Genomic DNA, 16,440 nt, shown 5'->3' with positions numbered 1-16,440 from the left:
CGAAGCACCCCTATATTGTGGAATACACCCAACACAGGTGACCTCGAAAATGAGTACATACGAACCCACCGAGACCCTCGACGTGAAAGGACTGTCCTGCCCGATGCCCGTCGTCAAGACCCGCGGCGCGGTCGACGACCTCGAAAGCGGCGAGATTCTGCAGGTCGTCGCGACCGACTCCGGTAGTATGAGCGACCTGAAGGGCTGGGCCGACTCCACCGACGGCGTCTCCATGCTCGAACAGGAAGAGGCCGAGGAAGACGGCGACGCGGTCTTCCGCCACTTCATCCAGAAGGAATGAGCTCGGACGCCGACGCGCCCGTCGACGCGGGAGCCGCCTCCGTCGAAGACCTCAGAGCGCAGGTCCAAGCCCTGCAGGAGGAGGTCTCCGACCTCCGGGAGGCGACCGACGACGACGGACAGAAGTCGATGACCATCATCGCGACCAAAGGCACCCTCGACATGGCGTACCCGCCGCTCATCCTCGCCAGCACGGCGGCCGCCTTCGGCTGGGACGTCGTGGTCTTCCACACGTTCTGGGGGCTCGACATCCTCCACGAGGAGAAGTCGAAGAACCTGAAGCTCAGCGCGGTCGGCAACCCGAGCATGCCGATGCCGAACGCCGTCGCCGCGTTGCCCTTCATGGACAACGTCGCCACGAGCATGATGGAAAAGAAGATCAAGGAAAACGGGACCGCGACCGTCGAGGAGCTCATCGAGACCTCTCTCGACATGGGCGTGGACCTCCAGGCCTGCCAGATGACCATCGAACTGATGGGCTACGACGAAGCCGAGTTCTACGACGGCGTCACCACCGGCGTCGGCGCGGCGACGGCCCTCCAGCACATGGCCGACGCCGACGTGCAACTCATGATTTAGGCCGGCCCGTCGTCTCCCCCCAGCCATCCACTCACCCACCCCACCCTACTCCACCCCCCACAACCCCCGTGGTTCCTTTTCACCGTTTTTCGGACGCATAGAGAGCTGCGGCTGTGCGCCGTCGCGCGATTGAGACCGAGAAAATCAGAGTCCTCCGAGCGCGTCGTCGCCCGTCTCAGACGTTCCAGCCGTCGCCGAACGACTCGAACCGGTCGAGGTCGTGGCCGAGCAGCACGTCGCCGCCGGTCCGGCGTTCGAGTTCCTTCACTTTCTGGAGGCTCTCGAACCAGTCGCGCTCGCTCCAGAGCAGGCCGGGGCCGAGCGGCACCTCGTCCGTGTAGTTGCCCTCGACGTAGCACTCGTCGCCCGCGACGAGCACGTCGCCCTCGGGCGTCTCGATGTGCGCGCCCAGCACGCCGGGGGTGTGACCCGGCAGGTGAATGAGCCGGAAGCCGTCGAACAGCGTGTGCTCGTCGCGGTGAACGACGTTCCAGTTCAGGTCGTGGTCGAAGTCCGAGGCGAGGTACGCGATGGAGCCCTCGGTCGTCTTCGCCGAGTAGTACGCGAACTTCAGTTCCTCCTCGTGGACGTATATCGGGACGTCAGTGCCCGCGAACTCGGCGAGGCCGCCGGCGTGGTCGAGGTGCAGGTGGCTCATCACCACCGCGTCGATGTCGGCGATGTCGTAGCCGACCGAATCGAGGTCGCCTTCGAGCGTGTGTTCCGCGGCGTCGACGTACTCGAACGCCTCGTACAGCGGGGCGGGCCAGTAGCCGTCGCCCGCCTCGGGGTTCGCTCCGGTATCCCACAGCACCGTCCGGTCGGGGCCGTCGACGACGGCGTTCCAGACGACGAACTCGGCCGTTTCGTGGTCGGGACTCCGGTTCGACGCGCTCCCCATCGTGTACCCGTCGAGGACGTACCCCATATCCGTGAGAACGCGACCGCGGTCGACCAGATGGACGCTGATGTCTCCCATGCGCCGGGATTAGGACGGATCCGGCATAACAGTTCAGGCAATCAATATATGTCCGCCGGGCACTAGAGATACGCGTCGTTTCGATCCGTTCGTTCCGAGTGACGGGCGAAACGGTCGCTGCGCGCAAAAATGGAGTCGGTGTCGTGCCGACCGACTACTGGCCGGGGCCGACTTCCTCGAACGGTTGGACGATGACGAAGCCGTCGTGGCCCGCGAATTCGAGCTGGTAGGACTCGCCCGACGAGCGGCCGAGCAGGCCCTTGATGTTGATGTCGCGGTTCGACGACGGCGAGACGTTTCCGCTCCACGCGACGGTCGCGTTGGGGTCGGTCTTGGCCGGCGTCTGGAGGACGATGGGTTCGCCGTGGGTCGTGATGGCGACGTGGCCGGGGCCTTCGAGGAAGACGTTGAACAGGCCGCCGGAAGACGCCCCGGCGATGCTCGTCAGCATCTTGATGTCCCAGTTCACGCTCGACTCGAACGCGAGCACGTCGTTGCCGTTGACGCTCAGTTCCTCGCCCGCGTCGAGTTCGAGAATCTGGACCTCCTTGCCCTGGTCTGCGAGATAGAGGTGGCCGGTGCCGGTCGCCTGCATCATGACGTCGCCCTCGCCCGTGGCCTTCTTCTTGAGCATCCCTTTCAGGCCGCCGGCGGACTTCCGCTCGAAGGAGATGTCACCGGTGTAGCCGACCATCGACCCGGCCTTGGCCATGACGCTCCCGTCGAGAGCCACGTCGAGCAGTTTCGAGTTTTCGAGTTCGAAGGCTTCGCCGCCTTCGGACGGTGCGTGCGTGCTGACGAATTCGTCTAAATCCATTGGAGTCACCGAGTCGCAGCGGAGACGACTCTACCGGAGAGGCGACTGTCAGGGATATAGTTCTATCCGCCGCGAGACCTCGAAGCGGGGCGACGACCGAAGGGCGTCCGCGGTCAGTCCCGTCGGCTTCGGTGTCCGGGGTTCCACTCGACATCGAGCGCCTCGTGGGTGAAGGGGACTGCGTCCTCGCCGGCGTAGGTGGCGACCAGTTGGCCGTCGCCTTCGAGGTAGTACTTGTAGGTCGTCAGCCCTTCGAGACCGACCGGGCCGCGGGCGTGAATCTTGCCCGTCGAGATACCCACCTCGGCACCGAGGCCGTAGCGGTAGCCGTCGGCGAACCGGGTCGAGGCGTTGTGGAAGACGCTGGCCGCGTCGACGCCGGTCATGAACGTCTCGGCACGTTCGGCGTCGTCGGTGACGATGGACTCCGTGTGCTTCGAGCCGTGGGCGTTGATGTGGTCGACCGCGTCGTACAGGTCCGAGACGACCTTGATGGAGAGTTCGAGGTCGCCGTACTCGGTGTCCCAGTCGTCGTCGGTCACGGGGTCGATATCGACGTACTCGCGGGTCGCGTCGTCGCCGCGGAGGACGACGCCCTCGTCGCGGTAGCGCGTGACGACCGTCGGCAGGAAGTCGGCGGCGACGGACTCGTCGACGAGGAGCGTCTCGACGGCGTTGCAGACCGCGGGGTACTGCACCTTCGCGTCGAGGGCGATGTCGGCCGCCATGTCGATATCGGCCGCCTCATCGACGTAGACGTGGCAGATGCCCTCGGTGTGGCCGAGCACGGGAATCTGGGTGTTGTCCTGGATGTAGCTGACGAACTCCGAGGAGCCGCGGGGCATCACGAGGTCGACCATGTCGTCGAGTTCGAGCAGGCGGTCGACCTCCTCGTGGGCCTCGATGAGCGTCGCCCAGCCGTCGGGGAGCTCCTCGGTGGCGGACAGAATCGTCTCGTACAGCACGCGGTTCGACTCGCTCGCCTCGCTGCCGCCCTTGAGGATGACGGCGTTGCCGGACTTCAGCGCCAACGCGGCGATTTGGACGAGTGCGTCGGGGCGCGACTCGAAGATGGTCGCGACGACGCCGATGGGGACAGAAAGCTTGTAGAGTTCGAGGTCCTCGTCCAGTTCTCTCGCCGCCAGCGTCTCGCCGAGCGGGTCGTCCTGTTCGGCGACGGACTCGACCATCCCGGCGATGTCGTCGAGTTTCGCCTCGTCGAGTTTGAGGCGGTCCACGAGCGCCTGCGTGTACTCGCCGTCCGCGAGCATCGCCTCGGCCTCCTCGACGTCCTCGCGGTTGGCCGCGAGAATCGCCTCGCTGTTGTCGCGGATGGCGTCCGCGATGGCTCCGAGCGCGGCGTCGCGGTCGGCCGCGTCGACGTTGGCGAGCCGAAGCGCCGCCGACTGTGCCTGTTCGACCTGCGCGGTCGTGTCTCGCTCAGTCATCGAGTTCACCATCGAGGGGGAGGAACATTGTTCCCACCGATTCGCGCTCGGCTATCTTCGCCAGCACGTCGGGTTCGGTCGACTGTGCGATGACGGCGGGGATGCCGTACTCGGCGGCGTCGCGCGCGCCGCGGACCTTCGTCTGGATGCCGCCGAAGCCGCCGGTCGAACTCGCGGTGACGATGTCCTCCACGTCGCTGTAGTTGTCGCCGACGACCTCGATTCGCGCGGCGCCGGGGTCCTCCTTCGGGTTCCCGGTGTAGACGCCGCCCACGTCGGTGAGCGTCACGAGCAGGTCCACCCCGATGCCGACCGCGATGTTGGACGAAATCATGTCGTTGTCGCCGATTTGGAGCTCCTCGGTGGCGACCGCGTCGTTCTCGTTGATGATGGGCACGACGCCCCACTCCAGAAGCGTCTCGACCGTGTTCCGGAAGTTGGTGAACCGTTCGGGGTTCTCCAGGTCGTGCTGGGTGATGAGGATCTGGGCGACTTTCCGGTCGTAGCGCTCGAAGCTCTCGGTGTAGCGGTGCATCAGGAGGCTCTGGCCGACCGTCGACAGCGCCTGCGACGTTTCGAGGGTGTCGCGGTCCGCCGTGGGATGGTCGAGGCGACCGATGCCGGCACCGACCGCACCCGAGGAGACGAGAAGCACCTCCTTGCCGCGCGAGAGGAGCGATTCGATGTCGTCGACGAGCTTGTCGAGTTTGTCGTCGTCGAGGTTGGAGTCCTCGTCGGTCAGCGAGTTGGTGCCGGCCTTGACGATGACGCGGTCCGCCTCGGCGGCGGCGTCGCGGGCGGCGGCGACCGCGTCGGCGTCGGGCTCGGCGACCTCCGTCGTCCCCGTCGTCTCCGCCGTCTCGCTCAGTTCACTCATCGGCGAACTCCTCCGCGAGCTCCTTCGACCGGCGCTCGGCCGCGACGACGGCCTCGGTGACGGCCTCGTCGGCGGCGCTGTCCCAGAGGACCTCCATCCCCTCGATGGTCGTCCCGTTCGGCGAGCAGACCGCGTCGATGAGTTCGTCGGCGCTGCGGTCGTCCTGCACGACGGTCTCGGCAGCGCCCTTGAACGTCTGGGCGGCGAGGGTTTCGGCGTCTTCCTCGGAGAGTCCGCCCGCGACGCCGGCCTGCGTGACGGCCTCGATGAGATAGAAGACGAAGGCCGGGCCGCTGCCGTTGACCGCGGTTGCGATGTCCATCTGCGACTCCTCGACCTCGACGAACTCGCCCACGTCCGAGAGGAGTTCGCGGACCTCGTCAGTCAGGTCGCCGGTCGCCGCCGCGGCCATGTCACGGGTCTCGGCGGCGAGGTTCGGCATGATGCGGACGACGCGGGCGTCGGTGCGCGCCTCGACGAACGAGGTCGGGACGCCCGCGGCAATCGTGACGAGCGTCTGGTCGGGAGACAGGTCGAGTTCCGAGAGGACGGCCTCGACGATGTCGGGCTTGACCGCGACGAACACCACGTCGGCGTCGGCCGCGCGCGACACGTCGTCAGTCGTCTCTTGACAGTAGTCGGCGACCGCGGCGAGAGCGTCGGGGTCGAGGTCGCAGGCGACGACAGAGTGGCCGCCCGCCTTCCAGAGACCGGTGAGAAGGGCGCTCCCCATGTTTCCACAGCCGATAACACTCGTGCGTACCATTGGTGCTGACTCAAGGTACGACGCTCAGAAAGTAACTGCGTTCCGGTCAAGCCATGCCAAACCGGAAAACGAGTTGTCAGTTCTGGGGCCGTGACCGGACCGCCTTACAGCGCGCCCTGCCGGTAGATGAGGTTGCGCTGAATCTCGTTTGCGCCCTCGTAGATGACCGGGATGCGCACGTCGCGGTAGACCCGCGAAATCTTGTACTCGTTGAGGACCGACCGGCCGCCGTGAAGTTGCATGCCGCGTTCGGCCACGTCGACGGCCGTCTCGGTCGACTTCGTCTTGGCGGCGGCCGCCCAGAAGCCGGCGTCCTCGTTGTTTTCGACCTTCTCGGCGGCGCGCCAGTTGAGCGCGCGGGCCGCCTCGAACTCCATGCGCATGTCGGCGAGGATGTGCTGGACCGCCTGGAACTCCGAGACGTTGCGGCCGAACGCCCGCCGCTCGTGGACGAACTCCCACGCCTCCTCGATGGCGGCGGCGGCGAGGCCGAGGCTGTGGCCGCCGACGATGATGCGACCGTGGTTGAAGAAGTCCGCGAGCATGTAGAAGCCGCCGCCTTCGGTGCCGATGAGGTTCTCCTCGGGCACCTCGCAGTCGTCGAAGACGATGTGGCCCTGCTTGGAGGCACGCATGCCCATCTTCTCGGGGATGTGTTCCGCCTCGTAGCCGGGCGTGTCCGTCGGCACGATGAACATCGAGTAGTTCGAGTAGCGGTCGTCGGTGTCGGCGGTCTTGGCGTACACCGTCAGCCAGTCGGCCTCGACGGCGTTGCCGACCCAGTACTTCTCGCCGTTGAGGACGTAGCCGTCGTCGGTCTTCTCCGCGGTCGTCTCCATGCCGGCCATGTCGGAGCCGGTCTGCGGTTCGGAGACCGCAAGTCCCGAAATCTGCTCGTTTTCGGCGACCGGACGGAGCCACTTCTCCTTCTGTTCTTCGCTGCCGTAGTCCTCCATAATCTCGCACCCGAACGAGGCGAGTTGGAGCGTCAGCGCGATGCCGGCGTCGGCGCGGTAGAACTCCTCGGAGATTGCCAGAATCTGCTGGAGGTCGAGGCCCTTCCCACCGTACTCCTCGGAGATGTCCTGCGCGACGAGTCCCGCGTCCATCCCCGCCTGGAGAACCTCGTGGGGGTACTCGCCGGACTCGTAGTATTCCTCCGCGACCGGTTCGATGTGCTCTTCGGCGAACTCCCGGGCCTCCTGCTTGAGGTCGCGGGCGTGTTCGGGCACGATGGAGTCGTCGAGAAGTTCCATGTCCCGACATAGGATTGTACAGTAAAAATAGTGTATGGAACCAGTCTAAACTTCAAACTGGTTCTTCGTTAGAATTCACGACCGTCCCGGAGCTCACTCGTCCGACGGGGCCTCCGCGTCGGGCGTCTTACCCTCGATGAGCGAAGAGTCGTCGTACTGGTCTCTGAGTACCTTCTTGTCGAACTTGCCGGTCGCGGTCTTCGGCACCTCTTCGATGAAGACGACCTCGTCGGGAGCCCACCACTTCGGGAACTCGTCTTCGACGAGGGCGACGAGTTCGGCCTTGAGCGCGTCCTCGTCGACGCCGCCCTTCGGGACGATGAACGCAACGGGGCGCTCCTGCCAGCGCTCGTGGGGGACGCCGATGACAGTCGCCTCGGCCACGTCGTCGTGGGCCATAATGCTGTTTTCCAGTTCGAGCGACGAAATCCACTCCCCGCCGGACTTGATGACGTCTTTCGCCCGGTCGACGATTTTCACGTAGCCGTCTTCGTCCACCGTGACCACGTCGCCGGTCTTCAGCCAGTTGCCCTCGTAGTCCTCCTCGTTCGCGTCGGGGCGCTCGAAGTACTCGGTCGTCACCCACGGGCCGCGCACCCAGAGTTCGCCGAAGTCCTCGCCGTTCCACGGGACCTCGTTCCCGTCGTCGTCGACGACGCGCATCTCCAGTCCCGGCGCGAGCAGGCCCTGCTTAGCGCGCTTTTCGTACTGCTCTTCGGCGGGGAGTTCCTCCATTCCCGGCTTGAGGTGGGCGACGGTGCCGACCGGCGACATCTCCGTCATGCCCCACGCGTGGAGCACGTCCACGTCGTGTTCCTCGTCGAACCGGCGGATGACCGACTTGGGCGCGGCCGACCCGCCGATGATGATGCGTTCGAGCGACGAGATGTCCGCGTCGTGCTCGTCGAGGTAGTCGAGCAGGCCGAGCCACACCGTGGGCACGCCCGCGGTCATCGTCACGCCCTCCTCCTCGATGAGCTTCGCGAGGTCCTCGGGCGTCGGCGACGGGCCGGGGTAGACGTGTTTCGCGCCCGCCGCAGTCGTCGAAAACGGCAGGCCCCACGCGTTGACGTGGAACATCGGCACGACCGGCATGATGACGTCCTCCGCACCGATGTCGAGACCCGATTTGGGGAGCGTCGCCATCGTGTGTGCCCACAGCATCTGCTGGGAGTACTCGACGCCCTTCGGCTCGCCGGTCGTCCCCGAGGTGTAGCACATCCCCGCCGGTTGGTCCTCCGGCAGGTCCGGCCAGTCGTACTCGTCGGGGAAGTCGGCGACGAACGACTCGTAGTCAGTCACCGGGGACAGCCCCACGTCGTCCGGCACCTCGGAGGCCATCACGACGAACTGCTCGACGGAGGCGAAGGCGTCCTCGTCGACCGCGCCGGCGAGTTTCGGCGCGAGCGACGGGTCCACGAAGATGATTCGGTCCGCCGCGTTCTCGACGATGTACTGGATGTGGTGGTCGGGGAGAAGCGGGTTGATGGTGTGCAACTGCGCGCCCATCGAGGGCACGCCGAAGTACGTCTCGAAGTGTCGGTTGTGGTTCCAGCAGAACGTCGCCACCCGGTCGCCGTCCCCGATGCCGGCGTCCGAAAGCGCCCCCGCGAGCTGTGCCACCCGTCCCTCGTACTCCGCGTACGTGTAGCGTTCCAGCCCTTCGGCGGTCCGAGAGACGATTTCGCGGTCCGGAAAGAGTTTGCCCGCGCGCCACAGGAACGGCCGAAGCGTCTGGTTGGTAGCACCTACCATACAGTCCACTTGCAGTAAAACGTAATGATTGTTTGGACACAATCCGGCGAGACGCGGGCTGCGGATTTGGCTTCACCCGCGGGCGCGTTCACTCCTCGTCGCGGTCGGGAGCGAGTTCGTCGGCGTCGTCGTCGCCGTCGCCGTCGTCAGTTTCGCTCCCCGGACTCTCGACATCATCGCGCTCGCCGTCGTCGGCTATCGCCTCGGCATCGTCGTCTCCGCCGCGTTCCGCGTCCGCGACGGTCGCGTCGGTCTCGGCGTCGTCGATGGCGGCCCCGTCGGTTCCGCTCTCGTCGCTCGCGGGCGTCGTCTCGTCGACTTCGGCCTCGTTGTCGTCGAATTCGTCGTCGTCACCGCCGTCACCGTCATCGTGATCGGCCGCGCGCTCCGGTTCGGCCTCCGCGACCGGTTGGGCCGCGACCAGCCGCTCGCGGACCGCCTCGCGGTCGATAGTCCCCGAGACGGTCCGCGGGAGTTCCTCCGCGGTCTCGACCAGTCGCGGACATTTGAACCCGGCGAGCCGCTCGCGGCAGAAGGCGTCGAGGTCTTCGTCGTCTGGGGGGTCTTCCGGGTCGGCGGGGACGACGAGCGCGGCGACGCGCTCGCCCCACTCGGAGTCAGGGACGCCCAGCACGACGACATCGTCCACCGTCGGGTGTTCCCGCAGGACTGCAGCGACCTCGCCGGGGTCGACGTTCTCGCCGCCGGTGATGATGCGGTCGTCCTTCCGGTTCAGGACGTACAGGAGGCCGTCGTCGCCGCGGTAGCCGATGTCGCCGGTCCGGAGGCCGGCGTCGGTGAAGGCGTCCGCGGTCGCCTCGGGGTTCCGGTAGTAGCCGGGCGAGACGGTCGGTCCCGCGACGACGATTTCGCCCGGCGTGCCGGGTTCGACGGCGGTGCCGTCCTCGTCGACGACCCAGAGGTCGGTGAAAAACAGCGGTCGCCCGACGGTCCCCAGGTCGGCGAACGCCTCGTCCGGGGTCGCGGTGGCGACCTGCGAGGCCGTCTCAGTCATGCCGTAGGTCGGGTAGACCGGCACCGAGTAGTTCCGACAGCGCTCGACGAGTTCGTCGGGTGCGGGCGCGCCGCCGAGGAGCACCACGCGGAGCGAGTCCGAGAGCGTCCCCCTGCTGTCGAGCATCCGCTTGAGCATCGTCGGCACGAGCGAGACGCCCGTCACGTCGTACTTGCCGATGTCGTCGGCCGCGCCGCCGGCGTCGAACCCCTCGCGGAGGACGACGGTCGTCCCGTACAGCGGGCCGCGGAGAATCGGGCCGATGCCGCCCATGTGGTGCAACGAGAGCGTGACGAGCCACCGGTCGTCGGGCGAGACGCCGAGTCGGAACGCCCCGGCGACGGCGTTGGCGAGCAGGTTGCCCATGGTGAGTTTCACGGCCTTTGGCGTCCCGGTCGTCCCCGAGGTGAAAAGCAGGAGCATCGTCTCCGAGAGCGACCAGCCCGCGGGTTCGACCCGCTTCGGCGCGATAGACGAGAGGTTGATGACGCCCTCCCAGCGCGGGTCGTCCACGGAGACGACGGGCACGTCGGTCGTGGCCTCGACCGCCGTCGACTCGGTGGACTCGCCGCAGACGAGCGTCGTCACGTCCGCGAGTTCGACGTTGCGGCCGACCTCGTCGGGCGTGAGCCGGTCGCTGAGGGGGACGAGCACCGCCCCGAGCCGCGTCGCGGCGTGGATGAGTCGGACGTAGTCGATACCGGGGTCGAGAACGACGCCGAGGTGGTCGCCGGCCTCGACGCCGAGCGCGGCGAGCTGGCCGGCGGTCTCGTCCACGAGCGCGTCGAGTTCGCGGAAGGTCCACGAGTCGCCGGTCGCGGCGTGGATGAGCGCCTCTCGGTCGGGCGTCGCGGCGACCCGGTGGGAGAGCCAGTCGCGCATCGGTCCGGCGAACCCGCGGCCTCCGGCGTCAGTATCGTTCGCGGCGGCGTCACCATCGTCGCCGGTCGAGCCGTCGCCAGTAGCTATGTCGTCGGGAATCTCGTCCGCGAGCGCGTCGTCGTCGGCCGTGTCGTCGGGGGAGTCTCCCGTCATCGCTTAGTGCGAGACGAACTCGACGAGGACGCCGCCCGTGGACTTGGGGTGTAAGAAGGCGACCTCGTGGCCCCACGCGCCGGGGCGCGGTTCCTCGTCGATACGGTCGATACCGGCGGCCTCGGCGGTCCGGAGCGCGGCCTCGATGTCGTCGGTCTCGATGGCGACGTGGTGGATGCCGCCGCCGCGCTTGTCGAGGAACTTCGAGATGGCACCCTCCTCGTGGGGTTCGAGCAGTTCGAAATAGCCGTTTTCGAGTTCGAGGAAGACGACCGACATGCCGTCGAACGTCTCCTCGTGGGCCACGGGCGCGTCGAACAGCTCCGCGAACAGCGCGGCCAGCCCGGCGGCGTCGGGGGTGGCGATTCCGACGTGGTCGAAGTGCATGTCTCCAGTTCGTCGGGCGCAACGGATAAACCCAGACGGTTCGATACTCATGTCATGATAGTAACTACAACTGAGTCGGTCGTCGGCCGCGACATCGAGGAGACGTTGGGTGCCGTCCGCGGGAACACGATTCGGGCTCGGAACGTCGGTCGCGACATCACGCAGGGCCTCCGAAACATCGTCGGCGGCGAGCTCAAGTCCTACACCGGGCTGATGGCCGAGGCACGCGACGAGGCGACAGACCGGATGGTGGCCGAGGCGGAGGCGATGGGTGCCGACGCCGTCGTCGGCGTCCGGTACGTGACCGCCGAGGTGGCGCAGGGCGCGGCCGAGATTCTGGCCTACGGGACCGCCGTCACACTCGTCGCCGACGGCGACGCCGACGCGGAATCGGCGTCCGAGTCGAACGCCGACGTGGCGTGAGCCGACGGTGATGCCGACGACCCAGCGGGTCACCCGAGACCCACGGCGGCTCGCACACGGGTTCGTCCGACTCGCCACAGCCCGGGCCACAGTCGCCGTCTTCGCCGGACTCGCGGCGGTGTGGGCAGTCGGATTCTTCGGCGTGTTGCCGAGGGAGATTTGGGTCATCGACTACCCCGCGCTCGTGGCCGCCTTCTTCTTCGACACCCTCGCGGCCAACGAGTTCGGCGTCCGCGAGACGGCGACGTTCTACCCGGCGCTCGCCGTCTTCGGCTACCTCCAAGCGATGCTCGTCGTGGCGGTCGCTCGGGTGCTCCGGGGTCGGGTCGCCGAGTCCAATCGGTGACGAGACGGAACGAAACGAGTCGGGAACGAGAGGAGAGCGAGCGCGAAAGGACGCGTCAAGAGCGGGACGCGAGGCGCGAGTGGGCGTGGGGCGTGAGGGCGCGAAGTCGTGCAGGCGGGGTCGGCGTGGGGTTCACGGCGTTCGGTCGAGCCTCAGTCGCGGGCGGTCCGGGCGACCGTGACCTCGACGGGGACGCCAGGCACGTCGACCGTCAGCATCGAGCGGTCGGCCCGGGTGACGACGACGCGGGCGACGGCGACAATGGCAGCGACGGTGATGGCGACCGCGAGCGACGCCGCGGGGTAGGTGACGACCGCGACGACCGCGGCCATCGAGGCGAGCAGGACGGCCTGCGTCGCCAGCGAGGGCGCGGGGCGGTGATGCGAGGGGCGATAATCGGAGACGGTACGACTGTCTCGGGGGCGTTGTCGTGACATTCGTCTGGTGAGGTGGACAATCGGATGCGATACCGGGGGCTCTCCGGTCGAAGAGCCCCGCAACGCGACGGCCGCAGCTGCTCGAACAATCGAGCGACTGCTGGCGCGAACCTCGCGCCGACAGACAGCGGCCGGGCGTGTGACGGGTTTAGAATGCGATAAGCGGCATCATAAGCCTCGAATGTGGCCACACGGGGTTCGACAATAAAACTTGATAGCCGGGTGAAAGTATAGAGTTAGTGACTCGTTGGCACGGGGCGCGGGGCGGTCGTCGGCGACGCCGACCGCTCGGGAGTCGGGCGGTAGGTCAGGCCATGCCGGGTTCGTACTCGCCGAACTCCTCGCGGAGGACGCCGCATATCTCGCCGACCGTCGCGTAGGCCTTGACCGCCGTGACGATGAGCGGGAGGAGGTTCTCGTCGCCGTTCGCGGCGGCGCGGATGTCCTCCAAGGCGGCCTCGACGGCCTCCTCGTCGCGGTCGTCCTTTCGGGCTTCGAGCGACTCGACCTGCTTGCTCTCATCTTCTTCGGCGACCTCCTGGACCTCGACGGTCGGCTCTTCGTCCACCTGATACTCGTTGACGCCGACGATGACGCGCTCGCCCTCCTCTATCTCGCGTTGGCGCTCGTAGGCCACGTCCTGAATCTCTCGCTGGACCCACTGGTTTTTCACGGCGTCGAGCATGCCGCCGCGGTCGTCCACCTCGTCGAGCAGGTCGAACGCCTCGTCTTCGATGTCGTCGGTCAGCGCCTCGACGTAGTAACTGCCCGCCAGCGGGTCGATGGTGTCCGCCGCGCCCGACTCGTGGGCGAGAATCTGCTGGGTCCGAAGCGCTGTCCGGACCGACTTCTCGGTCGGCAGCGACAGCGCCTCGTCCTTTCCGTTGGTGTGCAGCGACTGCGTGCCCCCGAGGACGGCCGCCAGCGCCTGATAGGCGACCCGGACGACGTTGTTCTCGACCTGCTGGGCGGTGAGCGTCGACCCGCCGGTCTGGGTGTGGAACTTCAACTGCATCGACTTCGGGTTCTCCGCGCCGAAGCGCTCTTCCATGATTTTCGCCCACATCCGCCGGGCGGCGCGGAACTTCGCCACCTCTTCGAGGATGTTGTTGTGGGCGTTGAAGAAAAAGGACAACTGGGGGGCGAAGTCGTCCACGTCGAGACCGGCGTCGACCGCGGCCTGCACGTACTGGATGCCGTTGCCGAGGGTGAACGCGACCTCTTGGGCGGCGGTCGACCCGGCCTCGCGGATGTGGTAGCCGGAGATGGAGATGGTGTTGAACTTCGGCGTCTCCGCCGCGCAGAACTCGAAGATGTCCGTGATGAGCCGCATCGACGGCTCCGGCGGGAAGATGTAGAGGTTCCGCGCGATGTACTCCTTCATGATGTCGTTCTGGATGGTGCCGCGAAGCTCCTCACGGGGGACGCCCTGCTTGTCGCCGAGGGCGACGTACATCGCCAGCAGCACGGCCGCCGGGGCGTTGATGGTCATCGACGTGGAGACCTCGCCGAGGTCGATGCCGTCGAACACCGTCTCCATGTCGTGGAGGCTGTCGATGGCGACGCCCGACTTCCCGACCTCGCCGGCGGCCATCATCGCGTCGGAGTCGTAGCCCATCTGCGTCGGCAGGTCGAACGCGAGCGACAGCCCCGACGAGCCGTTGTCGATGAGGTAGCGAAACCGCTCGTTCGTCTCGGCGGCCGTCCCGAAGCCGGCGTACTGCCGCATCGTCCAGAGCCGCCCGCGGTGCATCGTCGGATACACCCCGCGCGTGTAAGGCTTTTCGCCCGGGAAGCCAACGTCCTCGTCGTAGTCCACGTCGGCATCGTCGGGGGTGTAGAGCCGTTCAACGACGTTGCCGCCCGTGTCGGTCGTGAACTCCTCTTTGCGCTCCCCGAAGCGGTCGAGGGTCGGCCCCAGCGTCTCCTCCTCCCACTCGGCTTTCGCCTCCCGAATCTCTTCGAGCTCGTCGGGATCAAACATGGTCGAAGATGTGGTTTGTCCCTACTTAAGCGTACGCGGGTCGGCGGATATCGGTCGCCATCTCCGACCGCGAGCGTAGCGGCCGAACCCGTGAACGCGGCCGCGGCGACCGATTTTATGTCGCTCGCGCGCCCCCTATCGGCATGGACATTCTGACCGACGAGACGCGGCGGTTCCTCGCGGCGACCGCGCCGGAACACGACGCGGTGCAGTCCGAGATGGCCACCTACGCCGACGAGCACGGCTTTCCCATCATCGGTCCCGAGGCTGGCGGCGTGCTCCGCGTCCTCGCGCATCTCGCGGACGCGACGCGGCTGTTCGAGTTTGGCTCCGGCTTCGGCTACTCCGCGACGTGGTTCGCCGAGGGCATGGCCGACGACGCCGAACTCTACCTGACCGAACACGATGCCCACGAACTCGACATGGCGCGGGACTTTCTCGACCGCGCCGGCCTCGCCGACCGGACGACGTTCCTCGAAGGCGACGCGCTCGACCTGTTTGAGGGCGTCGACGGCGAGTTCGACCTCGTGCTCTTGGACCACCAGAAACACCGCTACGCCGAGGCGTTCGACCTCGTCTCTGACCGCGTCGCCGAAGGCGGCGTCGTCGTCGCCGACAACGTGATGCGCGGCCCGGTCGACTTCGGCGCGCTCACCGACTGGAGCGAGGGCGACGCGGCGGCGCTGGACGGGGCCGACGCCGACACCCGCGGCATCGCGGCGTTCCTCGACGCGGTGCGGGCCGACCCGCGGTACGAGACCATCGTTCTCCCGGTCGGCAACGGCCTCGCGGTCAGCACGCGGGTCGAGTGAGCGCGCGACCGCCGGCCCGCGGTCCGACCGCCGCGCACCGACGTTCGCCACGCTTTTGAGCGCCCACCCCGACCCTTCGGGTATGTTTGGAGGCGGCGGGATGAACCCGCGAAAGATGAAGCAGATGATGAAGCAGATGGGCATCGACGTGACGGAGCTCGAGGCCGAGGAGGTCGTCATCAAAACGGCCGACGAGGAACTCGTCTTCAGCGACGCCCAGGTCACGCGCATGGACGCGCAGGGCCAGGAGACCTACCAAATCGTCGGCGAGCCCGAGACGCGCGAACTCGGTGCCGGTGACGACGGCGACGACAACGACGAAGTCGCCGACGCCATCCCGGCCGACGACGTGGCCATCGTGGCCCAGCGCGCCGGCGTCCCCGAAGACGAGGCCCGCGAAGCGCTGGAGGCCGAAGACGGCGACCTCGCCGCGGCCATCGCGCGACTGGAGTGATACTCCTCGTCCACGGCGACCGGGAGTACCTCCGGGCGCCCGGCGACGAGCTGCACACCGACCTCGGGATGCTCACCGTCCCCGAGGACGTGGAGGCCGGCCAGACACTCGAAACCCACATCGGCGAGGAGTTCCTCGTCCGCGAGCCGCGCGGCCCGGACCTCTTCAACCACTTCGAGCGCACCGGCGCGCCGATGATGCCGCGCGACATCGGCCTCATCGTCGGCCACACCGGCGTCGCGGCCGGAGAGCGCGTCCTCGACGCGGGTACCGGCACGGGCGTCCTCTCGGCGTACCTCGGTCGCCTCGGCGTCGACGTGACGACGTTCGAACGCGACGCCGAGTTCGCCGACGTCGCCCGCGAGAACATGCGGCTCGCCGGCGTTGAAGACCGCGTCGACGTTCGCACCGGCGACATCACCGACGAGGTCGACGACCTCGCGGACTCGAAGTTCGACGTGCTCACCCTCGACACCGAGAACGCGCCCGAGGTCGTCCGGCACGCGCCCGACCTGCTCGTGACCGGCGGCTACGTCGCCGTCTACTCCCCATTCGTGGAGGGCACGCGCGCGGCCGTCGAAGCCGCCAGAGAGGTTGGCCTCTCGGACGTGGAGACGTTCGAGACGATTCAGCGGCACATGGACTTCAACGACCGCGGGTCGCGACCCTCGACCGCCGGCGTCGGCCACACCGGCTACCTCGTCTTCGCCCGCAACGAGTGAGCGAGACCGACGCGGTCGGGCCAGCCTCTCTTTCGGCCCACCCGCCTC

At 67.3% G+C, this 16,440-nt stretch carries 18 protein-coding genes; 7 read left to right on the top strand and 11 right to left on the bottom strand.

From position 1 onward, the window contains the following. Positions 1-49 precede the first annotated feature (49 nt). Complete coding sequence (locus AM590_RS08095; protein ID WP_058827033.1) at positions 50-301, top strand: sulfurtransferase TusA family protein; 252 nt, start codon at positions 50-52, stop codon at positions 299-301. Then, positions 298-879 carry a DsrE/DsrF/DrsH-like family protein gene (locus AM590_RS08090; protein ID WP_058827032.1) on the top strand — a complete coding sequence of 194 codons (582 nt, stop codon included), beginning with the start codon at positions 298-300 and terminating at the stop codon, positions 877-879. The genes AM590_RS08095 and AM590_RS08090 overlap by 4 nt, the downstream gene beginning before the upstream one ends. A gap of 175 nt (positions 880-1,054) precedes the next feature. On the opposite strand, the gene AM590_RS08085 is transcribed toward AM590_RS08090, so the two are convergent. The 9 genes from AM590_RS08085 to mce all read right to left on the bottom strand — a co-directional run bounded on the left by AM590_RS08085 (position 1,055) and on the right by mce (position 11,214). Continuing rightward, a complete protein-coding gene (locus AM590_RS08085; RefSeq protein ID WP_058827031.1) occupies positions 1,055-1,858 on the bottom strand; it encodes an N-acyl homoserine lactonase family protein in 804 nt (267 codons plus the stop codon). Positions 1,859-2,012: 154 nt separating this feature from the next. After that, on the bottom strand, positions 2,013-2,675 hold the full coding sequence (locus AM590_RS08080) for an AIM24 family protein (protein WP_058827030.1): 663 nt from the start codon (positions 2,673-2,675) through the stop codon (positions 2,013-2,015). Between the two features lie 113 nt (positions 2,676-2,788). Then, positions 2,789-4,123, bottom strand: a complete 1,335-nt coding sequence (locus AM590_RS08075; protein ID WP_058827029.1) for a glutamate-5-semialdehyde dehydrogenase — start codon at positions 4,121-4,123, stop codon at positions 2,789-2,791. Beyond that, entirely contained in the window at positions 4,116-5,000 is an 885-nt protein-coding gene (proB, locus tag AM590_RS08070) for a glutamate 5-kinase (RefSeq protein WP_058827028.1), read from the bottom strand. The genes AM590_RS08075 and proB overlap by 8 nt, the downstream gene beginning before the upstream one ends. After that, positions 4,993-5,766: a pyrroline-5-carboxylate reductase gene (proC, locus tag AM590_RS08065; protein WP_082677690.1), complete on the bottom strand. Its 774-nt coding sequence runs from the start codon at positions 5,764-5,766 to the stop codon at positions 4,993-4,995. The genes proB and proC overlap by 8 nt, the downstream gene beginning before the upstream one ends. Before the next feature lie 104 nt (positions 5,767-5,870). After that, entirely contained in the window at positions 5,871-7,022 is a 1,152-nt protein-coding gene (locus tag AM590_RS08060) for an acyl-CoA dehydrogenase family protein (RefSeq protein WP_058827026.1), read from the bottom strand. Positions 7,023-7,115: 93 nt separating this feature from the next. Further along, positions 7,116-8,777, bottom strand: a complete 1,662-nt coding sequence (locus AM590_RS08055) for a long-chain fatty acid--CoA ligase (RefSeq protein ID WP_058827025.1) — start codon at positions 8,775-8,777, stop codon at positions 7,116-7,118. 88 nt (positions 8,778-8,865) lie between these two features. Beyond that, positions 8,866-10,827 carry an o-succinylbenzoate--CoA ligase gene (gene menE / locus AM590_RS08050; protein ID WP_082677689.1) on the bottom strand — a complete coding sequence of 654 codons (1,962 nt, stop codon included), beginning with the start codon at positions 10,825-10,827 and terminating at the stop codon, positions 8,866-8,868. A gap of 3 nt (positions 10,828-10,830) precedes the next feature. Then, positions 10,831-11,214, bottom strand: a complete 384-nt coding sequence (mce, locus tag AM590_RS08045; RefSeq protein ID WP_058827024.1) for a methylmalonyl-CoA epimerase — start codon at positions 11,212-11,214, stop codon at positions 10,831-10,833. Positions 11,215-11,268: 54 nt separating this feature from the next. Here mce and AM590_RS08040 point away from each other — a divergent pair, with 54 nt between their 5' ends. Together AM590_RS08040 and AM590_RS08035 are read left to right on the top strand one after the other, a co-directional pair. Further along, a complete protein-coding gene (locus tag AM590_RS08040) occupies positions 11,269-11,637 on the top strand; it encodes a YbjQ family protein (RefSeq protein ID WP_058827023.1) in 369 nt (122 codons plus the stop codon). Positions 11,638-11,644: 7 nt separating this feature from the next. Then, positions 11,645-11,983 (top strand): hypothetical protein, encoded by a 339-nt coding sequence (locus AM590_RS08035; protein ID WP_058827022.1) that lies wholly within the window; start codon positions 11,645-11,647, stop codon positions 11,981-11,983. A 152-nt stretch (positions 11,984-12,135) separates the two neighbouring features. Here the strand turns inward: AM590_RS08035 and AM590_RS21105 are convergent, their stop codons facing one another. Further along, positions 12,136-12,420 carry a hypothetical protein gene (locus AM590_RS21105; RefSeq protein WP_253245354.1) on the bottom strand — a complete coding sequence of 95 codons (285 nt, stop codon included), beginning with the start codon at positions 12,418-12,420 and terminating at the stop codon, positions 12,136-12,138. A 307-nt stretch (positions 12,421-12,727) separates the two neighbouring features. Continuing rightward, the gene (locus tag AM590_RS08025) at positions 12,728-14,404 is read right to left on the bottom strand and encodes a methylmalonyl-CoA mutase (RefSeq protein WP_058827020.1); all 1,677 of its coding nucleotides are present in this window, start codon (positions 14,402-14,404) and stop codon (positions 12,728-12,730) included. Between the two features lie 143 nt (positions 14,405-14,547). On the opposite strand from AM590_RS08025, the gene AM590_RS08020 reads away from it, so the two are divergent. The 3 genes from AM590_RS08020 (at position 14,548) to AM590_RS08010 (ending at position 16,392) form a co-directional block, all read left to right on the top strand. After that, positions 14,548-15,216 (top strand): O-methyltransferase, encoded by a 669-nt coding sequence (locus AM590_RS08020; protein ID WP_058827019.1) that lies wholly within the window; start codon positions 14,548-14,550, stop codon positions 15,214-15,216. 82 nt (positions 15,217-15,298) lie between these two features. Next, on the top strand, positions 15,299-15,670 hold the full coding sequence (locus AM590_RS08015; RefSeq protein ID WP_082677688.1) for a nascent polypeptide-associated complex protein: 372 nt from the start codon (positions 15,299-15,301) through the stop codon (positions 15,668-15,670). Beyond that, positions 15,667-16,392, top strand: coding sequence for a tRNA (adenine-N1)-methyltransferase (locus AM590_RS08010; protein ID WP_058827017.1), 726 nt, complete (start codon positions 15,667-15,669; stop codon positions 16,390-16,392). Before AM590_RS08015 ends, AM590_RS08010 begins: the two co-directional genes overlap by 4 nt. Positions 16,393-16,440: the final 48 nt, after the last annotated feature.

The sequence above is a fragment of the Haloferax sp. Q22 genome, from assembly GCF_001482285.1.
In the GTDB taxonomy this organism is placed as follows: Archaea; Halobacteriota; Halobacteria; order Halobacteriales; family Haloferacaceae; genus Haloferax.
The sequence above is the reverse complement of the archived record's forward strand: the minus strand, read 5'-3'. Positions and strand labels throughout refer to the sequence as shown.

Excerpts from the sequence above, each read along its gene's own strand:
- AM590_RS08095 (WP_058827033.1), top strand. The coding sequence starts at position 50 with ATGAGTACATACGAACCCACCGAGACCCTCGACGTGAAAGGACTGTCC.
- AM590_RS08090 (WP_058827032.1), top strand. The coding sequence starts at position 298 with ATGAGCTCGGACGCCGACGCGCCCGTCGACGCGGGAGCCGCCTCCGTC.
- AM590_RS08085 (WP_058827031.1), bottom strand. The coding sequence starts at position 1,858 with ATGGGAGACATCAGCGTCCATCTGGTCGACCGCGGTCGCGTTCTCACG.
- AM590_RS08080 (WP_058827030.1), bottom strand. The coding sequence starts at position 2,675 with ATGGATTTAGACGAATTCGTCAGCACGCACGCACCGTCCGAAGGCGGC.
- AM590_RS08075 (WP_058827029.1), bottom strand. The coding sequence starts at position 4,123 with ATGACTGAGCGAGACACGACCGCGCAGGTCGAACAGGCACAGTCGGCG.
- proB (WP_058827028.1), bottom strand. The coding sequence starts at position 5,000 with ATGAGTGAACTGAGCGAGACGGCGGAGACGACGGGGACGACGGAGGTC.
- proC (WP_082677690.1), bottom strand. The coding sequence starts at position 5,766 with ATGGTACGCACGAGTGTTATCGGCTGTGGAAACATGGGGAGCGCCCTT.
- AM590_RS08060 (WP_058827026.1), bottom strand. The coding sequence starts at position 7,022 with ATGGAACTTCTCGACGACTCCATCGTGCCCGAACACGCCCGCGACCTC.
- AM590_RS08055 (WP_058827025.1), bottom strand. The coding sequence starts at position 8,777 with ATGGTAGGTGCTACCAACCAGACGCTTCGGCCGTTCCTGTGGCGCGCG.
- menE (WP_082677689.1), bottom strand. The coding sequence starts at position 10,827 with ATGACGGGAGACTCCCCCGACGACACGGCCGACGACGACGCGCTCGCG.
- mce (WP_058827024.1), bottom strand. The coding sequence starts at position 11,214 with ATGCACTTCGACCACGTCGGAATCGCCACCCCCGACGCCGCCGGGCTG.
- AM590_RS08040 (WP_058827023.1), top strand. The coding sequence starts at position 11,269 with ATGATAGTAACTACAACTGAGTCGGTCGTCGGCCGCGACATCGAGGAG.
- AM590_RS21105 (WP_253245354.1), bottom strand. The coding sequence starts at position 12,420 with ATGTCACGACAACGCCCCCGAGACAGTCGTACCGTCTCCGATTATCGC.
- AM590_RS08025 (WP_058827020.1), bottom strand. The coding sequence starts at position 14,404 with ATGTTTGATCCCGACGAGCTCGAAGAGATTCGGGAGGCGAAAGCCGAG.
- AM590_RS08020 (WP_058827019.1), top strand. The coding sequence starts at position 14,548 with ATGGACATTCTGACCGACGAGACGCGGCGGTTCCTCGCGGCGACCGCG.
- AM590_RS08015 (WP_082677688.1), top strand. The coding sequence starts at position 15,299 with ATGTTTGGAGGCGGCGGGATGAACCCGCGAAAGATGAAGCAGATGATG.